The organism is Janthinobacterium sp. LS2A (assembly GCF_036543145.1).
Classification (GTDB): Bacteria; Pseudomonadota; Gammaproteobacteria; order Burkholderiales; family Burkholderiaceae_D; genus Janthinobacterium; species Janthinobacterium aestuarii.
Genome location: NZ_JAZHPB010000004.1, coordinates 1 through 18,189, shown reverse-complemented (window position 1 = coordinate 18,189; position 18,189 = coordinate 1). Strand labels below are relative to the sequence as shown.

The following is an 18,189-nucleotide window of genomic DNA, read 5'->3' as shown; positions in this document are numbered from 1 at the left end:
TCTGTAGTTTATTTGACTGCGCCGAAGGTCATCCCCTGGACCAGTTGTTTTTGGCAGAACCAGCCCAGCGCCATGATGGGCGCAATCGCCATCAGCGAAGCGGCCGACAATTTGGCCCAGAACAGGCCTTCCGGGCTCGAATACGAGGCGATGAGCCAGGCCAGGGTGCCCGCGTTGGACGCGCCCAGGTTCAATGACCAGAACGATTCATTCCACGACCACACCATGCAGACCAGCGCCGTGGACGCGATGCCGCCCACGGACAAAGGCAGCACGACGTGGCAGAATTCATCCCACACGGTGGCGCCATCCATGCGCGATGCTTCGAGGATTTCGCGCGGCAACTCCTTCATGCTCGTGTACAGCAGCCAGATCATGATGGGCAAATTCATCAGCATGAACATGATGGTCAGGCCGATGCGCGTATCGAGCAGGCCGAAGTACTGGTAGCAGATATAGATCGGCATCAGGGCGCCTACGCCGGGCATGTAGCGCGAACTGAGCATGAATTTCAGCAAGCCGATGGTGCCGCCCGTGGGAAAGAAGGCCATCGAATAGGCGGCCGGGATGGCGATCAAGAGGCCGATGGCCGTCGACAGCACGCTGGTAAACAGCGAGTTCCACGCGTAGCCGAAGTAGTTGTCGCGCGCCAGCACTTCGCGGAAGCTGTCCAGGGTCGGTGTGAAGAACAGCAGCGGCGGTGTGGAAATGGCTTGCCCTTCCGTCTTGAAGGCCATCAGGCCCAGCCAGAAGATGGGAAAGAACAGCAGCAGCGCGAACAGCCAGGCGGCGGCTGTGCGGCCGTATAGATTGAGTTTGCTATGCATCAAGGTCTCCTTATTTCGACAGATTCTTGCCGATGACGCGCATCAGGAAGAAGGCGGCGATGTTGGCGATGAGCACGGCGAACAGGGCGCCGGCCGAGGCCGCTCCCACGTCATACGACAGCAGTGCCTGCTGATAGATCATGAAGGTGATGGTGGTCGTGTCGAAGCCGGGACCGCCGCCCGTCGTGGTAAAGATTTCCGCAAAGATCGACAGCAGGAAAATCATCTCGATCATCAGCACCACCGAGACAGCGCGGCCCAGGTGGGGGATATAGAGGTAGCGCAACTGCTGCAAATACGTGGCGCCATCCATGCGCGCCGCTTCCAGCTGCTCGCGGTCCATCGATTGCAGGGCCGTCATGAAGATCAGGCAGGCAAACGGTAGCCATTGCCACGAGACCATCATGATGATGGAAAACAGGGGGTGGGCCGACAGCCAGTCGACGGGCGTGGCGCCAAAAAAAATACTGATTTGTGCGAACAGGCCGTAGATCGGATTGAGCAGCATGTTCTTCCACATCAGGGCATTCACGGCCGGCATGATGAGGAAGGGCGAAATCAGGAGCACGCGCACGATGGCGCGCCCGGGGAACGCTTCATTGATCAGCAGCCCCAGCGCCGTGCCCAGCACCACCGTGACCAGCATCACGGAAAACAGCAGGGTAAACGTGTTCTGCAAGGCCGGCAGGAACGAAGCATCGGTAAAGAAAAAGTGGAAATTGGCGAGGCCATGGAAAGGATGGCCGCTCGGATCGAGCATGGAATAGCGCACGAACGCGTAGTACAGGGTGATCAGCAGCGGGATCACGGAAATGACGGAGACGGCAAGCACGGCCGGCGTCAGCAAAGTCCGGGGGATAATGCGTTTCATAGTGTTCTCTTGGGGCAAGGGGAAATCTGGGGTCAGACCCGGCGGGTCTGACCCCTGCTTTACGCCGTTGGGGGTACGCAAACTATGCAGCAGGCCTACTTGTAGTACCCGCCTTTACGCATCTCCCGCTCCGCCGTCTGCTGCGACAACTCCAGCGCCTGGTCCACCGTCACCTTGCCCAGCAGCGCTGCCGCCATCTGCTGGCCGGCCGCCACGCCGATTACCTGGAATTCGGGAATCGATGCGAATTGCACGCCTACATATGGCGATGGCGGCAAGGTGCTTTGCACGGCGCGCGTGGTGGCCAGCGCCTTGCCTTCGGCGGCGGCAAATTTCGCCACTTTCTGGAACTCGGGGCTCGCATACGTCGACTTGCGCGTGCCCGTCGGCACGTTGGCCCAGCTCGTTTCTTTGGCCACCAGTTTCACGTAATCGGGCGACGTGGCCCAGTTGATGAAGCGCTGCGCTTCATTCGGGTGCTTCGAGCTTGCAGGAATCGCCAGCGACCAGATCCACAGCCAGTTGGCGCCCCGCTCCGTCACGCCGACGGGCGACTGGGCGAACGCCACCTTGTCGGCCACCTTGCTTTGCTTGGGGTCCGTGATGAAGGAGGCGGCAATCGTCGCGTCGATCCAGATGCCGCACTTGCCCTGGTTGAACAGGGCCAGGTTTTCATTGAAGCTGTTGGCGGCCGCGCCCGGCGGGCCGTATTTCTTCATCAGGTCGACGTACATGTTGACCGCGTCCTTCCATGGCTTGCTGGTAAATTGCGGCTTCCATTTCATGTCGAACAGCTGGCCGCCGTAGGAATTGGCCATGGTGGTGATCAACGCCATGTTATCGCCCCAGCCCGGCTTGCCGCGCAGGCAGATGCCGTACACGCCGTTGGCCGGATCGTGCAGCTTGGCCGCCACGTCGCGCAGCTGGTTCCAGGACGGGCGGTCCTCGATCGTCACGCCCGCCTTTTTCACCAGGTCGCTGCGGTACATGATCATCGAGCTTTCGCCATAGAACGGCGACGCGTACAGCTTGCCGTCGCCGGACAGGCCTTCGCGGATGGCGGGCAGCAAGTCGTCGATATCGTATTTGGCGTCCGGCTTGATAGGGATCAGCCAGTTTTTCTTGCCCCAGATGGGCGTTTCATACAGGCCGATGGTCATCACGTCGAACTGGCCGCCTTTGGTGGCGATATCGGTGGTCATGCGCTGGCGCAAGACGCCCTCTTCCAGGGTCACCCATTTGAGCTTGATGTCGGGATTGGCTTGCTCGAAGAACTTGCCGAGCTTTTGCATTTCGATCATGTGGCCGTTGTTGACGGTCGCGATGACCAGGTCGGTGGCGGCAAAAGCGGACGAGCTGAGGCAGCCGGCGATCAGCGCGGCAATGGCGGAACGTTTCATTGTGTGTCTCCAGTGTTTTTTGTCGTTGGCAATGCCCGATTACTTGGCACCACGACCACAATGTAGCACCGGCCTTTGATACTTTCTGATACTCCAAAACCGCAATTCGATACTCTTTTGCAAGCCCGCCATGCGCAAGAGTATCGATATGTGACAAAAACAACACTCTGAAAGAAAGTATCAGTACTTGCACGTTTTGTATCAGGGTGGTCAAAAAAGCGCTGCTAGACTTGGTTTTCGGCATTAGACCGTGTGCGGTGGCCGCCTTCCGGGGCATCACCGCTACCACCAACATTCTTCTGGAGACCGCATGAATCGCACTGCATTGAAAACTTTACCTGCCCTGCTGCTGGCCATAGCCAGCGCTTCCGCCATGGCCGACCCGATGTACCCAAGCGATGCCGAAGGCTTCCACGGCTACCTGCGCGCTGGCGCCGGCAGCAATACTTCGGGTGACGGCGGTTCGCAAGGCTGCTTCGGCCTCGGTGGCAACACCATGAAATATCGTCTGGGCAATGAGTGCGACGCCTACACCGAGTTCGGCTACACCAAGTCCGTTGCCCAGTCCGGCGGCGTGAACTACCTGGCCACGATCTGGGTCAACGCTTATGCGCCAAACTCGGATTTCGGCGACAACAAACTGGGCATCGTCAAAGCCTATGTCGAAGCGCAGGGACTCGATTTCCTGAACGGCGGCACGGCCTGGATCGGTAAACGCTTCTACTACCGTCCTGACATCCACATGCTGGACTTGCAATACATCAACATGAACGGCACGGGCGCCGGCCTGGACCGCATTCCTGCGGGCCCCGGTAAATTCTCGTATGCCTTCTTCAAGGACAACGACGTCAACACCGTGTCGCCAACCGGCGTCGTCAGCACCAAGTCCGCCGTGCGCCAGAACTTCATCTACGGCGAGATTCCCGTCAATGAAAACGGCACCCTGGACCTGGCCGCGACCTACATCATCGGCGAAGGCAAGGACAACGACGCTTATGGCCAAAAGCACAATGGCTGGCAGCTGTCGGCATTCCACCGTCAAGCGAAAGTCTTCGGCGGCGGCAACACCTTCGGCGTGCAGTACGGCGTCGGTCCTGGCGTCGGCGGTGCCGGCAACGGCCAGTTCGGCGCTTCGGGCGACACCGGTTTCGGTTCGGACCGCAAGCGTACGCGCGTCTTCAATGACATGGCGATCCAGCCGATGGCCAACTTCGGCATGGAATTTGTCGCCCTGTGGCAAAAAGACGAGTCGAATGCTACCGGTTCCTCGACCTGGACCTCGGTCGGCGTACGTCCTGTGTACGCGTTCACCAACAACTTCAAGCTGGTGGGCGAATTGGGTACGGACCGCGTGACGCAATCGGGCGGCCAGCCAGCCAAGCGCCTGACCAAGCTGACCATCGCACCGACGATCTCCGCCGGTCCTGGCCTGTGGTCGCGCCCTGAACTGCGCGCTTTCGTGACCTACGGCAAATGGAACGATGCGGCCACCGCTTCGGTCAATGCGTCGAACAACGGCGGCCCGATCTACAACAACAATACCAGCGGCACGTCGTATGGTTTCCAAGTGGAAACTTGGTTTTAAGCCAGCTTAACGGCAGCCATTAAAAAGGGCGGAACCTCGGTTCCGCCCTTCTCTGTTTACACTACCGGATTCAACTTACGGCAAGGCCACCGGCAATTCCGGGTACTCCTGCGTCAGCGCATACTTGGTGCCGCCCACGGTGACCGTGTAGTTGGCCGGTCCCGAGATCGGCAGGCGGTAGTTCAAGGTCAGCGCGACGGAGCCGCCCGGCGCCAGCGATTGCCAGGCGGGAATCGCGAAGCGGGCCCGGTTGTAGTTCTTCGTGAAGCCGCCGATATTGTTCGGCCCCGTGTAGCCGGCATTGATGACCGTCAAGCCGAAGCCGGACTGGTCGCTCATGTCCGATGGCGCCGAGACGGGATAGTCGAACTCCACCACGGTACCGCCCGGCAGGGTCGTGGCCGTGTTGTTCTTCACCGTCATCACAGGGTTGATGGGGAAGTTGCTGTCGCCCAGCTTCCAGCCGCCGAGGGTGATGCTGACGTTGGCCGCCGTGCCCGGCATGGCGATTTCGGCGCGCTTGTTGCCATACGCGCCAGCCGTGCGGAAAGCCTGGTACAGCACGTCCGTCAGGGTGGTGCCCATGAAATACTCGCCCTTGCCGCCATTGCGCGTGGCATCCCAGGCATAGTCGCCCGCCATTTCCCAGATCATCACGCCGCCGATATTATTGTTGACGATGTACTGGGCCTTGGCCGCGATCGACTGCGTGGTTTCCGTGGAAATGAACACTTTCTTGGTCGCATTCCACAGCCACGGCGCCACCATGGTGCTGCTGTAATGCGGCACATAGGTGCCCACCAGCGCCTTGTCCGTGACTTTATAGGCGTCCAGGTAGCTCGGCACGATACCGTTCTGCAAATTCAGCGCATGCCAGATCGGATTGCCGCCGCCCGGCGTGGGTTTGCCCTGGGAATCGAGATCGAACCACACGTTGTCGATGCCCGTTGCGCCCGTGCCGCAGGTCTTGGTGCCGGCGCACGTGACAGTGGAGCTGATCAGCGGCGTCGTGCCCCACAGGCCGTTGGTGCCGCCAGTCACATCCTTCCAGCCCCGCGTGTAGAACGGCACGCCGATATTGATGCGTCCCGCCTGCATGGCGCCCCGGTAGTAGCGGTAAGCCCAGTCCGTGTTCAGGTAGCCGATGTTCTGGAACTGATAGGCATTGCCGGCCCGCAGTTCGCCATCGTTGCCGTCGTCAAACAGCGCCGCGTTCGGTCCCACATACTGGTTCCATGCGCCGTGCAAGTCGTAGCTCATCAGGCTGGCGTAATCGAGATATTTCAATCCCGACATGTTTTCCTCGCCACGCAAGACCCAGCCCGAAGCGGAACCGGCGATGGTGAGCAGATAGTATTTATTGTCCTGCACGGCCGCTTCGTCGAGCTTCTGGCGCAGCACTTTCAGCAGCAGGTTGTAGCTCGTCATCAAGCCGGCCAGGCGCGGCTTCGAGACGGCGAAGTCGTTCGGATTACCCGCTTCATTGTTGGTGGTCGGGTGTTCGTAATCGACGTCGACGCCATCGAAGAAGTTGTACTGGCGCACGAAGGCCACCATGGAATCGGCCAGGGTGTTGATGCCGGCCGTGTTGATGCTGCCGTCCGCGTTCGTCGTGGCCGTGTAGAAGCCGCCGCTGCCGGCCCAGCCACCCACGGAAATCATCAATTTGACGCCCGGATACTTCTTCTTGTATTGCGACAGCAAGTTGAAGTGACCCTTGTACGGCAAGGACGGGTCCATGGCAGCGGCCGGCACGTTTGGCCACGTGAGGCCCGTATCGGGATTGGCGGCGCCGCTGCCGATGGCGATTTTCGACGTGGCCGGATCGACGGTGGCGAACGCATAGTTCAGGTGGGTGATCTTGTCCCACGGCAGGTTATTCACCAGATACGTGGGGCTGCCATCGACGCCCGTGCGCCAGCTGGCAAAGTAGCCGACGATGCGCCGGTTCAAGCCATTGCTCAGCACTTCGCGGCCATTCGCGTCGTACACCTTGCAATACGGCACATTCGGCACGGCCGAGATCAGGCCGTCCGGACGGCAAGCCGTGGGCGTGGGCGTGGGCGTCGGTGTGGGCGTCGGTGTTGGCGTCGGTGTTGGCGTTGGTGTCGGTGTCGGTGTCGGTGTCGGTGTCGGTGTCGGCGTCGGCGTCGGCGTCGGTGTTGGTGTCGGCGTTGGAGTCGGGGTTGGCGTCGGAGTCGGGGTTGGCGTCGGAGTTGGCGTCGTATCCATCACGGCCCATGGGCCCCACTGGTCGGCGGCGCTGGGGACATTGCCCTGCGTCCACCACTTGGCCTTGTAGGTGACACCTTGGTAAAGCACGCACTGGCCGCCCGTGTAGACGGTGGCGGCATCCCAGACGGCGCACGCCTCGACGGCGGCGAGCAAGGTGTTCGGGGTGGCGGTCGTACCGTCCTGGCCGCCGCCTCCGCAAGCGACGAGTACGCCGCTGAGCAGGGCCATCAATAATGCATTCGATTTCATGTTGTATTGGTCTCCGTTATGGTTTTACATCGAGAGCTGTTGCAGGCCCCTCGAGGGGCTCTTGTCAACTGTTATCCCTGGCTGGCTAGTCCTGCCTTTACTGCTACTGCAACTTCACATTCCAGTTGGCTTCCACGCATTTCACGTAGTTCCCCGCCAGCAAGGCGCTGTACGGGGTTTGATAGCTGACCAGCTGGCATTGGTTCTCGCCACCAGTGCTCCAGTTCTTTTCCCAATAGATGTTGTAGGAAGCGGAACTGGCCGGGGTGAAGCGTTGCATGTTGGCGCAAGACAATTGTTCGCCGGAATAATCCCAGCCCATGTCGGCGGCAAACTGCTTGTAGTAATCGATGCGGTTTTGCGCGGCCTGCTTTTCCGTGCCCTGCCCGCATTCGGCGTTGATGATCATGATGGTGGTGGCAAAGTTATTGCCCGCGCCAGCCGTCGTATCGGCCGCGTTCGGCACCCACGTGCCGTCAAGCACGTGCAGCATCGACGGTTTCGGCGGTTGCGGATAGACAAAGAAGAACGTGGCCGACGCCAGGTTCAGCCAGGTCGAGGCCACCAGGTCCGGGTTCTTCAGCAGCACGGACTGGTCGCCGTCATGCATGGCTTGCGAGAAGGGGCCGTAGTTGTAGTTGTACGACAGCTGCTTGGCGCCGCGGCCGAAATATTTCTTGAAGCTGCCGTCTGCATTTTTGCCGCAGGTCCACACCTTGTTGAAGACGGGGTCGGCGCACTCGACGTTGTAGCCGCAGCCGGCGCCCGTCTCGTCGCAGCCCAGTTCGCGCAAATACTTCAAGCCCTGGCGCCATTGCGGCAGCGGGCTGCTGGCGTTATGGTCGCCCGTTTCCTGCACGAAGTGGGCGAACATGGTGGCGAGGCTGTGGCGGCAGATGGCGTCCGCATTGCGCCCATCGCTGTAGTCGTCGCACACGGCGGGGAACTTGGCCACGGCTTGCAGGAAACGTTGATACGTATAGCTGGCGTCGCGCGCGGCAAAATAGTAGTCCCACTTCGCCGCCGGCAGCAGGCGCTCGACCCGCTTGACGTTGAGCGGATTGCTGGCCAGGCCAGGCTGCACGGCCTCGACGGCCGTATTGCCCAAGGTGCGGATCGACGCCTTGACCTTGCGGAAGAAATCGTTGTTCGTCAGCGCCGCTTCGTTCGCCTCGGCCTGGGCCTTGGTGGGCACGCCTGGCGTCGGTGTCGGCGTCGGTGTCGGCGTCGGTGTCGGCGTGGGCGTGGGTGTCGGCGTCGGTGTCGGCGTGGGTGTCGGAGTGGGCGTTGGCGTCGGGGTGGGTGTCGGGGTGGGAGTGCTGCTATCGAGGCTCCATGGCCCCCACTGGTCGTTGTTCGGTGCCGTGCCCTGCACCCACCATTTGGCGCGGTAGACCTTGCCGTCGTAGACGGCGCACTGGCCCGCCGTGTAGACGGCAGCGGCGCTCCAGGCCGCGCAACTGTCGCTGGCGGCCGTGGCGGCCAGCAGGGTCGATGGGAGTTCGGTGGTGGAATTGCCGCCGCAAGCGAGCAGCGCGCTGCCCAGCAGGCCTGCCATCAAAGGCGAGGCCAGCCGGCTAATTTGCCGTGTCTTCACAATGTCTCCTGAACGTTATACGAAAACTATCGAAGTAGCTTTTTATGTTGTACGTAAAGAAAGCACAGCGAAGCATCGGCTTTCTGCACAGAGAATGCGACGCCCCAAATTGGTAGTCAAGTGGTTTTATATAACGGTGTTTTTTACAGTACCAGTGCTGCTGACCGCTGCGTTCGCAAGCGATGCGGCGGCGAATGGAACAGGTAAAAAAAAGCCCGCTGCGTCATGGCAGCGGGCAATACCGCGCAAGATGGGTGGCGGCAAGTGGTATTAAGGGTTGCCGCGCGTCCGGGACGAACTTATCGGTTCAGCACGTACTTCGCCAGAGCCGCCGCGTCGGCTGCACTGAGCTGGCTGAATGGCGGCATGGGCACGGGCCCCCATTTGCCGGTGCCGCCACTGCGGATGTTGGCCGCCACGGCGGCGACTCCATCCTTGCCCTTGTACCTGGCCGCCACTTCCGCAAAGCCGGGGCCAACCACTTTCTGGTCGAGCGCATGGCAAGCCATGCAGCCGTTCGCCGCCAGCAAGGTTTTGACATCCTTGCCGCTGGCGGCCGGGACAGCGGCTGCCACGGGTTTGGCGACGGCCGCGCCCGCTGCTGCGGCGCCCCGCTCCACGCCATAGGTTTTCACCAGGTAATCGACCATGGCCGGCACGTCCGCGTCGTCAAACTGGGCGCCAAACGGCTTTTTCATCTTCTTGACGGTCGCTTCCCAGTAGGCGCGCGGCGAAGCGGGCGGCTGGCTCGATGTATACTGGGCCGCGTGGCAGGTCATGCAGTTGCGCTGCACCAGCTGGTAGCCGGGCAATGCGCTGGCTTTGTAGGTCGCCGTTTCCGGCGGCAAATGGATTTCCAGCGCGCACGCGCCGCCCGCCGCCGACAGTGCCAGCGCGGCAAATAATATCTTCATATGGTTCTCCTCAGACTGCCTGGATGCGCGTGGTTTCCACCACGTTGCGCATATAACCCATGGGATTCCACAGGGCTTTCATGGGCTGGCTCTGGCCGATGCGGTTGACGGCGCGCACCATCAGCACGTGCTTGCCCTTGCGCGGCGCCTTCATGACCATCGTCCATTCGCGGAACGAGAAGCGCCCCAGGTCCTTGCCCAGCTTCGCTTCCTGCCACGTCTGGCCGCCGTCCACCGACACGGCCACCTCGCTGATGCCCTGGCCGCCATCAAAAGCGATGCCGCGCAGGGCCAAGTCGCGCCCCGCCTTCACTTGCGCCCCATCGTGCACGTTGGTAATGAAAGAGCGCACGTTGAGGCGGCTGATCGGCGTCGTCTTGCCCACGGGCGTGCCCGGTTCGATGAAGCCGGAGCCATTGTCGGGGATGCGGTAGCCCGTGCTCATCCAGAAGCCGTCGAACGGCTTGTCGAGCACCGTGATGTCGCTCAGGTGCTTGACCCAGTAGGTGCCATAGAAGCCCGGCACGATCAGGCGCAGCGGATAGCCGTTGAGGAAAGGAATGTCCTCGCCATTCATGGCCCAGGCCAGCATCACGTCGCCGGCCATGATGTGCTCGACGGACAAGGCTTTTTGAAAGTCGGGGCCGTCGCCCACGGGCGGCGTTTCCAGGCCATTGAAGGCGACCTGCACGGCGCTGGCCGCGATACCGGCCTTTTCCAGCACGGTTTTCAGAGGGATGCCCGTCCAGCGGGCATTGCCCATGGCGCCATTGCCCAGCTGCCCGCCGTTGGCGCGCGGCGTAAAGAAACCGCGGCTATTGCCCGAACATTGCGTGACGGCCACCACGTCGACGGGCTCGGCCAACTGCTTCAGTTCAGCCAGCGACAGTTCCAAAGGCGTCTTCACGAGGCCGCCGATGCGAAGGCGGTAGCTGCCGCCATCTATGCTGGTGGGCAAGCCGCTCCAGTGGTAGCGCACGAAAAACGCGTCGTTGGGCGTGATCGCGCCTTCGCTGAAGACGCTGAACGGCGTTTCCAGCTGGGGCGGACGGCTGGTCAGCAGGATCAGCGGACGCTTTTGCGGGAAAGCCACCAGTTCGCGCTCGCCATTTTCAAACGGCAAGGTGACGGAGGCGGAGTTGGCCAAGGTCGGCCCCGCCACGGCGGCGGCGCCCAGGGCGGCCGTCGTGCGCAGGAAGCGGCGCCGGCCTGCGGGCAACAAGGTCGTGTCAGACATGTTTGAGCTCCACTTTGGCTTCGTTGTCGCCGTTGCGATCGTCGTTGACGAGCTTCTTGATGTAGTACATGACGCTCATGATGACCACGCTCAACAGGCCGAACCAGAAAGACACGCGCTGCTCCGTATCGGACGACACGCTCATGGCGCCGAGGATCACCAGCATGGCGATGATGGTGAAATACGTCAGGTAGGGGAACAGCCACATGCGCACCTTGATGCGTTCCGGGCATTCGCGCTCGAGGCGGCGGCGCAAACGCAATTGAGATATCGCAATGAGCAGGTAGACGAACAGGATCAGGATGCCGTAGGAATTGACGATGAAGGGGAACACGAGGTCGGCCGACACATACGATACGGCAATGGCGAAATAGGCGAACAAGGTGCTGAACAAAATGGCGCGGATCGGCACGCCGTTCTTGCTCAGCTTGACCAGGCCCGTCGGGGCATCGCCACGGCGCGTCAGCGCAAAGATCATGCGCGACGAGGCGTACAGGCTGGAATTGAGGGCCGACAGCACGGCCGTCAAAATGATGGCGTTCATGATGTGGGCCGCGTACGGGATATTCATGACGGTCAGGGCGCTGACGAAGGGCGTGGCGATGGCTGGCGAATCCCATGGCACGATGCAGACGACGACAAACATGGAACCGACATAGAACATCAGCACGCGCGTGATGACGGAATTGGTGGCACGGGCGATGGCCTTGGCCGGGTCCGACGTTTCGGCGGCGGCGATGGTGACGATCTCGGCGCCCGAATAAAAGGCCGTGGCGGCGACGGCGCCACTGAGCACGGGTCCCCAGCCGTGGGGCATGAAGCCGCCGTTGCTCGTCAAAAAGCCCAGGGTCGGGATGCTGTTGGGCAGGCTGCCCGTGATGAACAGGGCGCCGACGAACAGGAAGACGATGATGGCGACCACCTTGATCGAAGCGAACCAGAATTCGAATTCGCCGAACGCTTTCACGGAGAACAGGTTAAGGATGGTCATCGAGACGAGCAGCACCAGGCTGATCGACCATGACGGCACGTCGGGCAGCCAGAAGTTGACGAGCTTGGCGCCGGCGATGGCTTCCAGTGCCACGACGACGACCCAGAAATACCAGTACATCCAGCCGCTCATGAAACCGAGGAATTTCGAGACCTTCGGCTTGTCGTCGAAGGCCAGGCGCGCATATTCGTAAAAGGAGCCGACCACGGGCAGGGACGAAGCCAGTTCGCCCAGCATGCGCATGATCAGGACGACCAGGCCGCCCGTGAGCAGGAAGGACAGGATGGCGGCCGGGCCGGCGGCCTTGGCGATGACGCCGCTGCCGACAAAGAGGCCGGCGCCGATCACGCCGCCAATGGCGATCATGCTCATGTGGCGTTGCTTCAGCGAGTGCTGCAAGCCGGTACTGTTATGCGATTCGCTAATCATTTGTGTCTCCTAGTAATATCTGAAGCTCGGTGCGCCCTCGCCTGCTGCGGCATGTTTCAGCCGCGCGGCTTTGTTTTATTTAGGCAACACCGTCAAGCAGCATCGATACATCATCAAATCAGTCTGGTTGGCTGCATGCCATAAGTCAATCTGGAAATGCAGCGGCCCGGCGCGGTCGCCAAGGGGCAAGCGCGCTGGAGAGTAAGTACGGGGTATTGCTGGGTTATTGCTGGTTAAAAAAATGGGAGCGGCGGCAACACTTGTGGCGTAAGAGCCACTCCCAAGAACGTCTTACACCTTGCCCTTCCATGGCACGAGGGTACGTTCGAGGTAACGCATCATCAAATCAAACAGGAAAGCGAAGAAGCCGATCACGATGATGCCCATGATCACGACATCGCTGGCCAGGAACTCGGAAGCGCTGAGCACCATGTAGCCGAGGCCGCGCGTGGCCGCCACCATTTCGCCGGCCACCAGGGTGGTCCAGCCCACGCCGATGCCGATACGCATGCCGGTGAGGATTTCCGGAATCGCGGCACGCAAAATCACGTGCACGATGACCTGGAAACGGGTAGCGCCCATCGAGTAAGCCGCGTGGATTTGCTCCAGCGACACGGAGCTGACGCCGGCGCGGGCCGCGATGGCCATCGGTGCGAAGATGGCCAGGAAGATCAGGTAGACCTTCGAAAACTCGCCGATGCCGAACCAGATGATGACCAGTGGCAAGTAAGCGAGCGGCGGCAGCGGGCGGTAGAACTCGATCAAGGGATCGAAGATGCCGCGTGCCACGCGGTTGACGCCCATCATCACGCCGATGGGAATGGCGAACAGGCAGGCCAGGCCGAAGGCGCCGAACACACGCACCAGACTGGCGACAGTGTGTTCCCACAGGGTGGCGCCGCCGAAACCGGTGGTCGCCGCCATGATGAACTTTTCATAGACGGCTTGCGGCGACGGCAGGAACAGCGGCTTGACCATGCCGCTGGCCGTCACGCCGAACCACAGCAAGAGCACCGCGATGACGGTGACGGTAGCGATGCGGCTGGAATTGCCCTGCCCCGGCGCGCCGAACGCTTCGCCGGGCATGGCGCAGCGGGGAGCGAACAGGCGGCCAAAGAAGCCGGCGCGCTTGGTGCTGGCGGGAGGAAATCCCACGGCGGATGGGCTATGCATGGGACACCTCCAGCTCTTTATTGACAGCGCGTTCGTCGCCATAAATGATGTTGAGCACCGTTTCGCGCATCTTGATGAAGTCCGGGCTCGATTTCACGGCGCGCGCATCGCGGCATTCGAGGAAGCGCTTGTTGAAATCGAGTTCATACGTGTGCGTGATGCGGCCCGGACGGGGCGACATGACGATCAGCCGGTTCGCCAGGAACAGCGCCTCGTCGACGCTGTGGGTAATGAAGAAAAACATGGTGCTGGATTTGGCCCAGATATCGAGCAGCAACTCCTGGATGGTTTCGCGGGTCAGCGCATCGAGCGCGGCCATCGGTTCATCCATCAGCAGCATGGCGGGATTGCTGGTCAGGGCGCGGGCGATGCCCACCCTTTGCTGCATGCCGCCCGACAACTGATAAATCATATTGTCGTGAAAGTCCTTCAAGCCGACCAGCGCGAGGTTTTTTGCCGCCTGTTCGCGCCGCACGGCTTTAGCCACGCCTTGCAGCTTCAAGCCGAATTCCACGTTTTCCATCACGTTCAGCCATGGCAGCAAGGCATGTTTCTGGAACACGACGCCACGGTCGGCACCCGGCCCTTCCACCTTGTTGCTGCCCAACATGATCTCGCCCTTGGATGGGGCGATAAAGCCCGCCATCAGGCTCAGCAAGGTGGTCTTGCCGCAGCCCGAGGCACCGAGCGCGACGACGAAGTCGCCGCTATTGATGGTGAGATTGATATTATTTAAGGCATGTACGCGTTCACCGGCCGTCTTGCCCGGATAAATCACGCTGACATCCTTGACGTAGAGATTTTCCATCATGTGCCCCGCATAGGTGTAGTCACTTCAGTTCAACGCATTCTGTTCAGTCAGCGCGCCCGCAGGCGCGCCATCGCACAACGTTTACTTCAGCAGGCCGGCGGCCTGTGCATACCTGGGTGTCACATACTTGGCGTAATCTGTTGCCAGGGTGTCGATCTTGCCTTCGCCCTTCAAAAATTGCGCCGTGGCCAGCAAGGCTTGCGCCACGCCGCCCTTGGCGCCGCCACCGAGCCAGGCTGGCGACGCCTGCTCCTGCAGCGATGGATAGGCGTACAGGGCCACGGAAGCGGCCACGTCCTTGGCGGCCGCGCCCGAATGCTTGACGTTGGCTTTCACTTGCGGGGAATCGATGGTCCACGCCTTCGGATTGGCGCGGTAGTCGGCGTCGGCAGCGGCCATCACCTTGACGAATTTGGCCATGAAGTCGGCGTTCGCTTCGCCCCAGGCGCGCTCGACGGCCATGCCGTCAAACGTGGCCTTGCCCTTCTTGCTCAATTCGCCGGACGTGACGAGGACCTTGCCGTTTTGCTTGAGTTTGCTCAAGGCCGGGTCCCACACGAAGGCGGCATCGATGTCGCCCCGTTCCCAGGCGGCGGCGATCTGATTCGGCTGCATGTTGAGCAATTTCACTTCCGTGGGCTTGATGCCCCACGTTTCCAGCGCGAACATGGTATGGAAGTGCGTGGTGGAAACGAAAGGCACGGCGATCTTCTTGCCGCGCAAGTCCGTCGGCTTGGCGATGCCGGCGCCATTGCGGGCCACCATCGCTTCCGCTTCATTGATGTCGTCGATGATCCAGAACAGCTGCAGGTCGACGCCGCGGCTGACGGCCGCCGTCAAGGGACTGGAGCCGATGACGCCGATCTGCACGTCGCCGGACGCCATGCCGGTGGCTACCTTGGCGCCCGAGTCGAACTTGCGCCAGTTAATTTTATAGCCGGTGGTTTTTTCCACTTCGCCGCTGGCGATCGCCACCAGGAAGGGACCGTTGATTTCCTGATAGGCAATCGTCACTTCCTTGCTTTGCGCGAAGGCGGTACCGCTGGAAGCCAGGGCGGCACCCAGCACCAGGGTGCCGAGGACGGCGCGGCGCATCGTTGAAAAACCTGTTTTGCTCGGGGTTTTGCTCGTATTTGTGTTCATGTCTCACTCCAAGTTATTGTTATGTGTGAACGTTCGGGCAATAACATCCTTGCGGATGGCGTCGCTGGCCGGTCTATGCCAGCTCATGCGACGACTTGAACTGCAGTGCTGCTTTTAGAAAACTTCATCTTTCAAGTGATACCAGCGGTACAGGAAGCGCTGGCCCAGGCGGCGGAACGGGGCGAACGCTTGCGACTCGACCAGTTCCATCATGTTCGGGTACGGCAGTTTCGAATTGAAGATCGGCAAGCCCGTGTCGCTGGCCTTGCCCGCGATGCGTTCGGCCATGCGCCGGCCCGCCTGCGCCGAATACATGACGCCGTTGCCGCCGTAACCGAGCGAATAGAAGATCGATTGCTTCGGATCCGGTTGCACGATGCGCGGCATCATGTCGTGGCTGACGTCGACCCAGCCCCACCACGAATAATCGATGGCGATGCCGGTCAGCGCGGGGAACTTGCGGTGCAGATCGTTGATCAAAAACTGTTTGTACTTGTCGTCCGGCGCGTCGGCGCCCGTGATGGCGCTGCGGCTGCCGATCTGCACGCGGTTGTCCGGCATCAAGCGGTAGTAGTGGCGCAGGATGCGCGTATCCGTAATCACCTGGTGGGTGCGGAAGTTGCACGCCTCGATTTCCGCCGGCGTCAACGGACGCGTGACGAGCGAGTTCGACAGAATCGGCAGCAGGCGGTTCTTCACTTGCGGATGCAAGTGGGGCGAGGTGTAGCCGCCCGTGGCCACGGCCACGGAACGGGCACGCACCACGCCGCCCGGCGTTTGCAGATAATGCACGCCGTTGCGCGTTTCCCAGCCCATCACGGGGCTGGACGGATGCACCTTGGCGCCCAGCGCACGGGCCTTGCGCAGGTAGCCGAACGCCAGCTTGCCTGCGTGGATGCCGATGCCTTCCGGCTCGTGCAGCGCGCCGGCCGCTTCCTTGTCGTCGACGAATTCGCGCTTGACGGTGTCGGCGTCGAGGATGCGTGCGTCGTACTTGAAGATCTCGCGCATGATCTTGGCTTCTTTTTCCAGCGCGGGCATGGCTTTCGCGTTGTGGGCGATATACAGGTGGCCGCCCGGCTGCGGGTCGCAATCGATGTCGGCCGTGATCTTCTTGAACGTTTCCATCGCGTCGCACACTTCCGCGTGCAGTTTCAGGGCCGTGTCCATGCCGTAGCGGTCTATCCACTGCGAGCGCTTCAGGCGGCCCGTCGTGCATTGCGCCTGGCCGCCGTTGCGCGTGCTGCAGCCCCAGCTGACCCGGTTCGCTTCCAGCACGGTCGCCTTGATGCCGTGTTCCTGGGCAAGGAAGATGGCGCAGGACAGGCCCGTGAAACCGGAACCGATGATGGCCACGTCGACGTCGATGTCATGCGTGATGGGGCCGTCGTCGGCGGGCGGCTCACCGGCCGTGCCGATCCAGTAGGTGGGCGCGTAGGCATTGCCATGGCCGGGGCGCTGGGCCACCAGCGGATCGTAGGCGGGATCGTAGGACGTGCGGGCGGCGGTGCTGGTGCCCAGTACGTCAGATGGGGTGTCGACAGGTTTGTTCATGATCATTCCCGGTGAACGTGCTGGCTCAGGCTTTGTTGCCGGTAGCGACCGGTGGGCGATCCTTGCGGAAGGCATTCTTCACGGCGATCTTGCCATCGCGGAAAGTGAAGATGTCGACCATGCGCGCTTCGATGCGCGTGCCGTCCGCCTTGGTGCCGGCAAACGTCGATTCCGTCACGCCGCGCTCGCCGCTGACGAAGTGTTCTGGATTCAGCCAGGCGGCATCGGGGAAGGTTTGCCAGGCCAATTCGAAGCCGGCGCGCACGGCGTCGCGGCCAATAAAACTCTTGCCCAGCAAGTCAGGGCCGGCCACGGCATGGAATTCGCAATCGTCGGCCATGGCGGCCATCAGGGCCTCGATATCGTGGCGGTTCCAGGCATCGCCGAACGCTTGCAGGAAGTCAGTGGTGACGGCATCGGTGTGCGGTACAGGGTGGTTCATGGTGGTCTCCGTAAATCGTTTTTGATACGCTACGTTCCGTTTTTTGTCTTTTATTGAATTTAAGCCTTAAGCATGGGCTTGTCAAATCAAATAATTCAAAAAACGGGACGCCTTGTATTCTTTAGTGAAATTATGATACTTCCGTGACAATGTGTGAGAATTTCGTCACAGCGCTGTGTCGGATTACGCCGGGCTTGCGCCCGGCTAATCCGACCTACACACACGCCATCCGTGTGCGTAGGTTGGATTAGCCCAGAGGGCGTAATCCAACAACACCAGCAAATCAAACGTAATCTTTATATTTATCCAGATGCCGCACTGGTTTACTCAGCGCATCGCGGCGGAATGGGTCGCCCAGCTCGCGCGTGCACATGATTTCAATGATGGTCGTCTTGCCTTCATTCATCTGCATGTCGATCGCCTTCTTCAAGGCCGGGCCCACGTCTTCCAGCTTGTCGACCGTGATGCCTTCGGCGCCCATGGCGCGCGCGATTTCCGCGAAGCTCTGGTTGTCGAGCTCACCGGCAACGAAGCGGCGGTTGTAGAAATCGACCTGGTTTTTCTTTTCCGCACCCCACTGGCGGTTGTGGAACACCACGGCTGTGACGGGAATGTTGTGGCGCACGCAGGTCATCGTTTCCATCAGGCTCATGCCCCAGGCGCCGTCGCCCGCATACGACACGGCTGGACGGTGCGGCGCCGCCACTTTCGCGCCGATGATGGTCGGGAAT

At 61.1% G+C, this 18,189-nt stretch carries 16 protein-coding genes; 2 read left to right on the top strand and 14 right to left on the bottom strand.

What is annotated here, in order from left to right; all coding sequences use genetic code 11:
- Positions 1-8: 8 nt before the first annotated feature.
- From V3C40_RS12850 to V3C40_RS12840, 3 genes are all read right to left on the bottom strand, one after another.
- Positions 9-827 (bottom strand): carbohydrate ABC transporter permease, encoded by an 819-nt coding sequence (locus tag V3C40_RS12850; protein WP_331777627.1) that lies wholly within the window; start codon positions 825-827, stop codon positions 9-11.
- Positions 828-837: 10 nt separating this feature from the next.
- Positions 838-1,698, bottom strand: coding sequence for a carbohydrate ABC transporter permease (locus V3C40_RS12845; protein WP_034758457.1), 861 nt, complete (start codon positions 1,696-1,698; stop codon positions 838-840).
- 95 nt (positions 1,699-1,793) lie between these two features.
- Complete coding sequence (locus V3C40_RS12840; RefSeq protein ID WP_139090994.1) at positions 1,794-3,098, bottom strand: ABC transporter substrate-binding protein; 1,305 nt, start codon at positions 3,096-3,098, stop codon at positions 1,794-1,796.
- 310 nt (positions 3,099-3,408) lie between these two features.
- Here V3C40_RS12840 and V3C40_RS12835 point away from each other — a divergent pair, with 310 nt between their 5' ends.
- A complete protein-coding gene (locus V3C40_RS12835) occupies positions 3,409-4,683 on the top strand; it encodes a maltoporin (protein ID WP_072454815.1) in 1,275 nt (424 codons plus the stop codon).
- A gap of 75 nt (positions 4,684-4,758) precedes the next feature.
- Here the strand turns inward: V3C40_RS12835 and V3C40_RS12830 are convergent, their stop codons facing one another.
- The gene (locus tag V3C40_RS12830) at positions 4,759-7,167 is read right to left on the bottom strand and encodes a chitinase C-terminal domain-containing protein (protein WP_331777626.1); all 2,409 of its coding nucleotides are present in this window, start codon (positions 7,165-7,167) and stop codon (positions 4,759-4,761) included.
- A gap of 103 nt (positions 7,168-7,270) precedes the next feature.
- Positions 7,271-8,764: a glycoside hydrolase family 19 protein gene (locus V3C40_RS12825; RefSeq protein WP_331777625.1), complete on the bottom strand. Its 1,494-nt coding sequence runs from the start codon at positions 8,762-8,764 to the stop codon at positions 7,271-7,273.
- A 1-nt stretch (position 8,765) separates the two neighbouring features.
- Here V3C40_RS12825 and V3C40_RS12820 point away from each other — a divergent pair, with 1 nt between their 5' ends.
- Complete coding sequence (locus V3C40_RS12820) at positions 8,766-9,038, top strand: hypothetical protein (protein ID WP_331777624.1); 273 nt, start codon at positions 8,766-8,768, stop codon at positions 9,036-9,038.
- Positions 9,039-9,063: 25 nt separating this feature from the next.
- On the opposite strand, the gene sorB is transcribed toward V3C40_RS12820, so the two are convergent.
- The 9 genes from sorB to V3C40_RS12775 all read right to left on the bottom strand — a co-directional run.
- Positions 9,064-9,678, bottom strand: a complete 615-nt coding sequence (gene sorB / locus V3C40_RS12815; protein ID WP_331777623.1) for a SorB family sulfite dehydrogenase c-type cytochrome subunit — start codon at positions 9,676-9,678, stop codon at positions 9,064-9,066.
- Between the two features lie 10 nt (positions 9,679-9,688).
- Entirely contained in the window at positions 9,689-10,915 is a 1,227-nt protein-coding gene (sorA, locus tag V3C40_RS12810) for a SorA family sulfite dehydrogenase catalytic subunit (protein ID WP_331777622.1), read from the bottom strand.
- A complete protein-coding gene (locus tag V3C40_RS12805) occupies positions 10,908-12,335 on the bottom strand; it encodes an amino acid permease (RefSeq protein ID WP_046683319.1) in 1,428 nt (475 codons plus the stop codon). Before V3C40_RS12805 ends, sorA begins: the two co-directional genes overlap by 8 nt.
- Positions 12,336-12,626: 291 nt before the next feature.
- Complete coding sequence (locus V3C40_RS12800; protein WP_051959683.1) at positions 12,627-13,421, bottom strand: ABC transporter permease subunit; 795 nt, start codon at positions 13,419-13,421, stop codon at positions 12,627-12,629.
- 79 nt (positions 13,422-13,500) lie between these two features.
- Positions 13,501-14,316: a taurine ABC transporter ATP-binding protein gene (locus V3C40_RS12795; RefSeq protein ID WP_035828937.1), complete on the bottom strand. Its 816-nt coding sequence runs from the start codon at positions 14,314-14,316 to the stop codon at positions 13,501-13,503.
- 84 nt (positions 14,317-14,400) lie between these two features.
- The gene (gene tauA, locus V3C40_RS12790) at positions 14,401-15,462 is read right to left on the bottom strand and encodes a taurine ABC transporter substrate-binding protein (protein ID WP_331777621.1); all 1,062 of its coding nucleotides are present in this window, start codon (positions 15,460-15,462) and stop codon (positions 14,401-14,403) included.
- Positions 15,463-15,576: 114 nt separating this feature from the next.
- Complete coding sequence (locus V3C40_RS12785; RefSeq protein WP_331777620.1) at positions 15,577-17,016, bottom strand: NAD(P)/FAD-dependent oxidoreductase; 1,440 nt, start codon at positions 17,014-17,016, stop codon at positions 15,577-15,579.
- Positions 17,017-17,041: 25 nt separating this feature from the next.
- Positions 17,042-17,458 carry a nuclear transport factor 2 family protein gene (locus V3C40_RS12780; protein ID WP_072454822.1) on the bottom strand — a complete coding sequence of 139 codons (417 nt, stop codon included), beginning with the start codon at positions 17,456-17,458 and terminating at the stop codon, positions 17,042-17,044.
- Between the two features lie 283 nt (positions 17,459-17,741).
- Positions 17,742-18,189 (bottom strand): thiamine pyrophosphate-dependent enzyme (locus tag V3C40_RS12775; protein WP_331777619.1); only part of this gene is annotated, 448 nt, incomplete at its 5' end.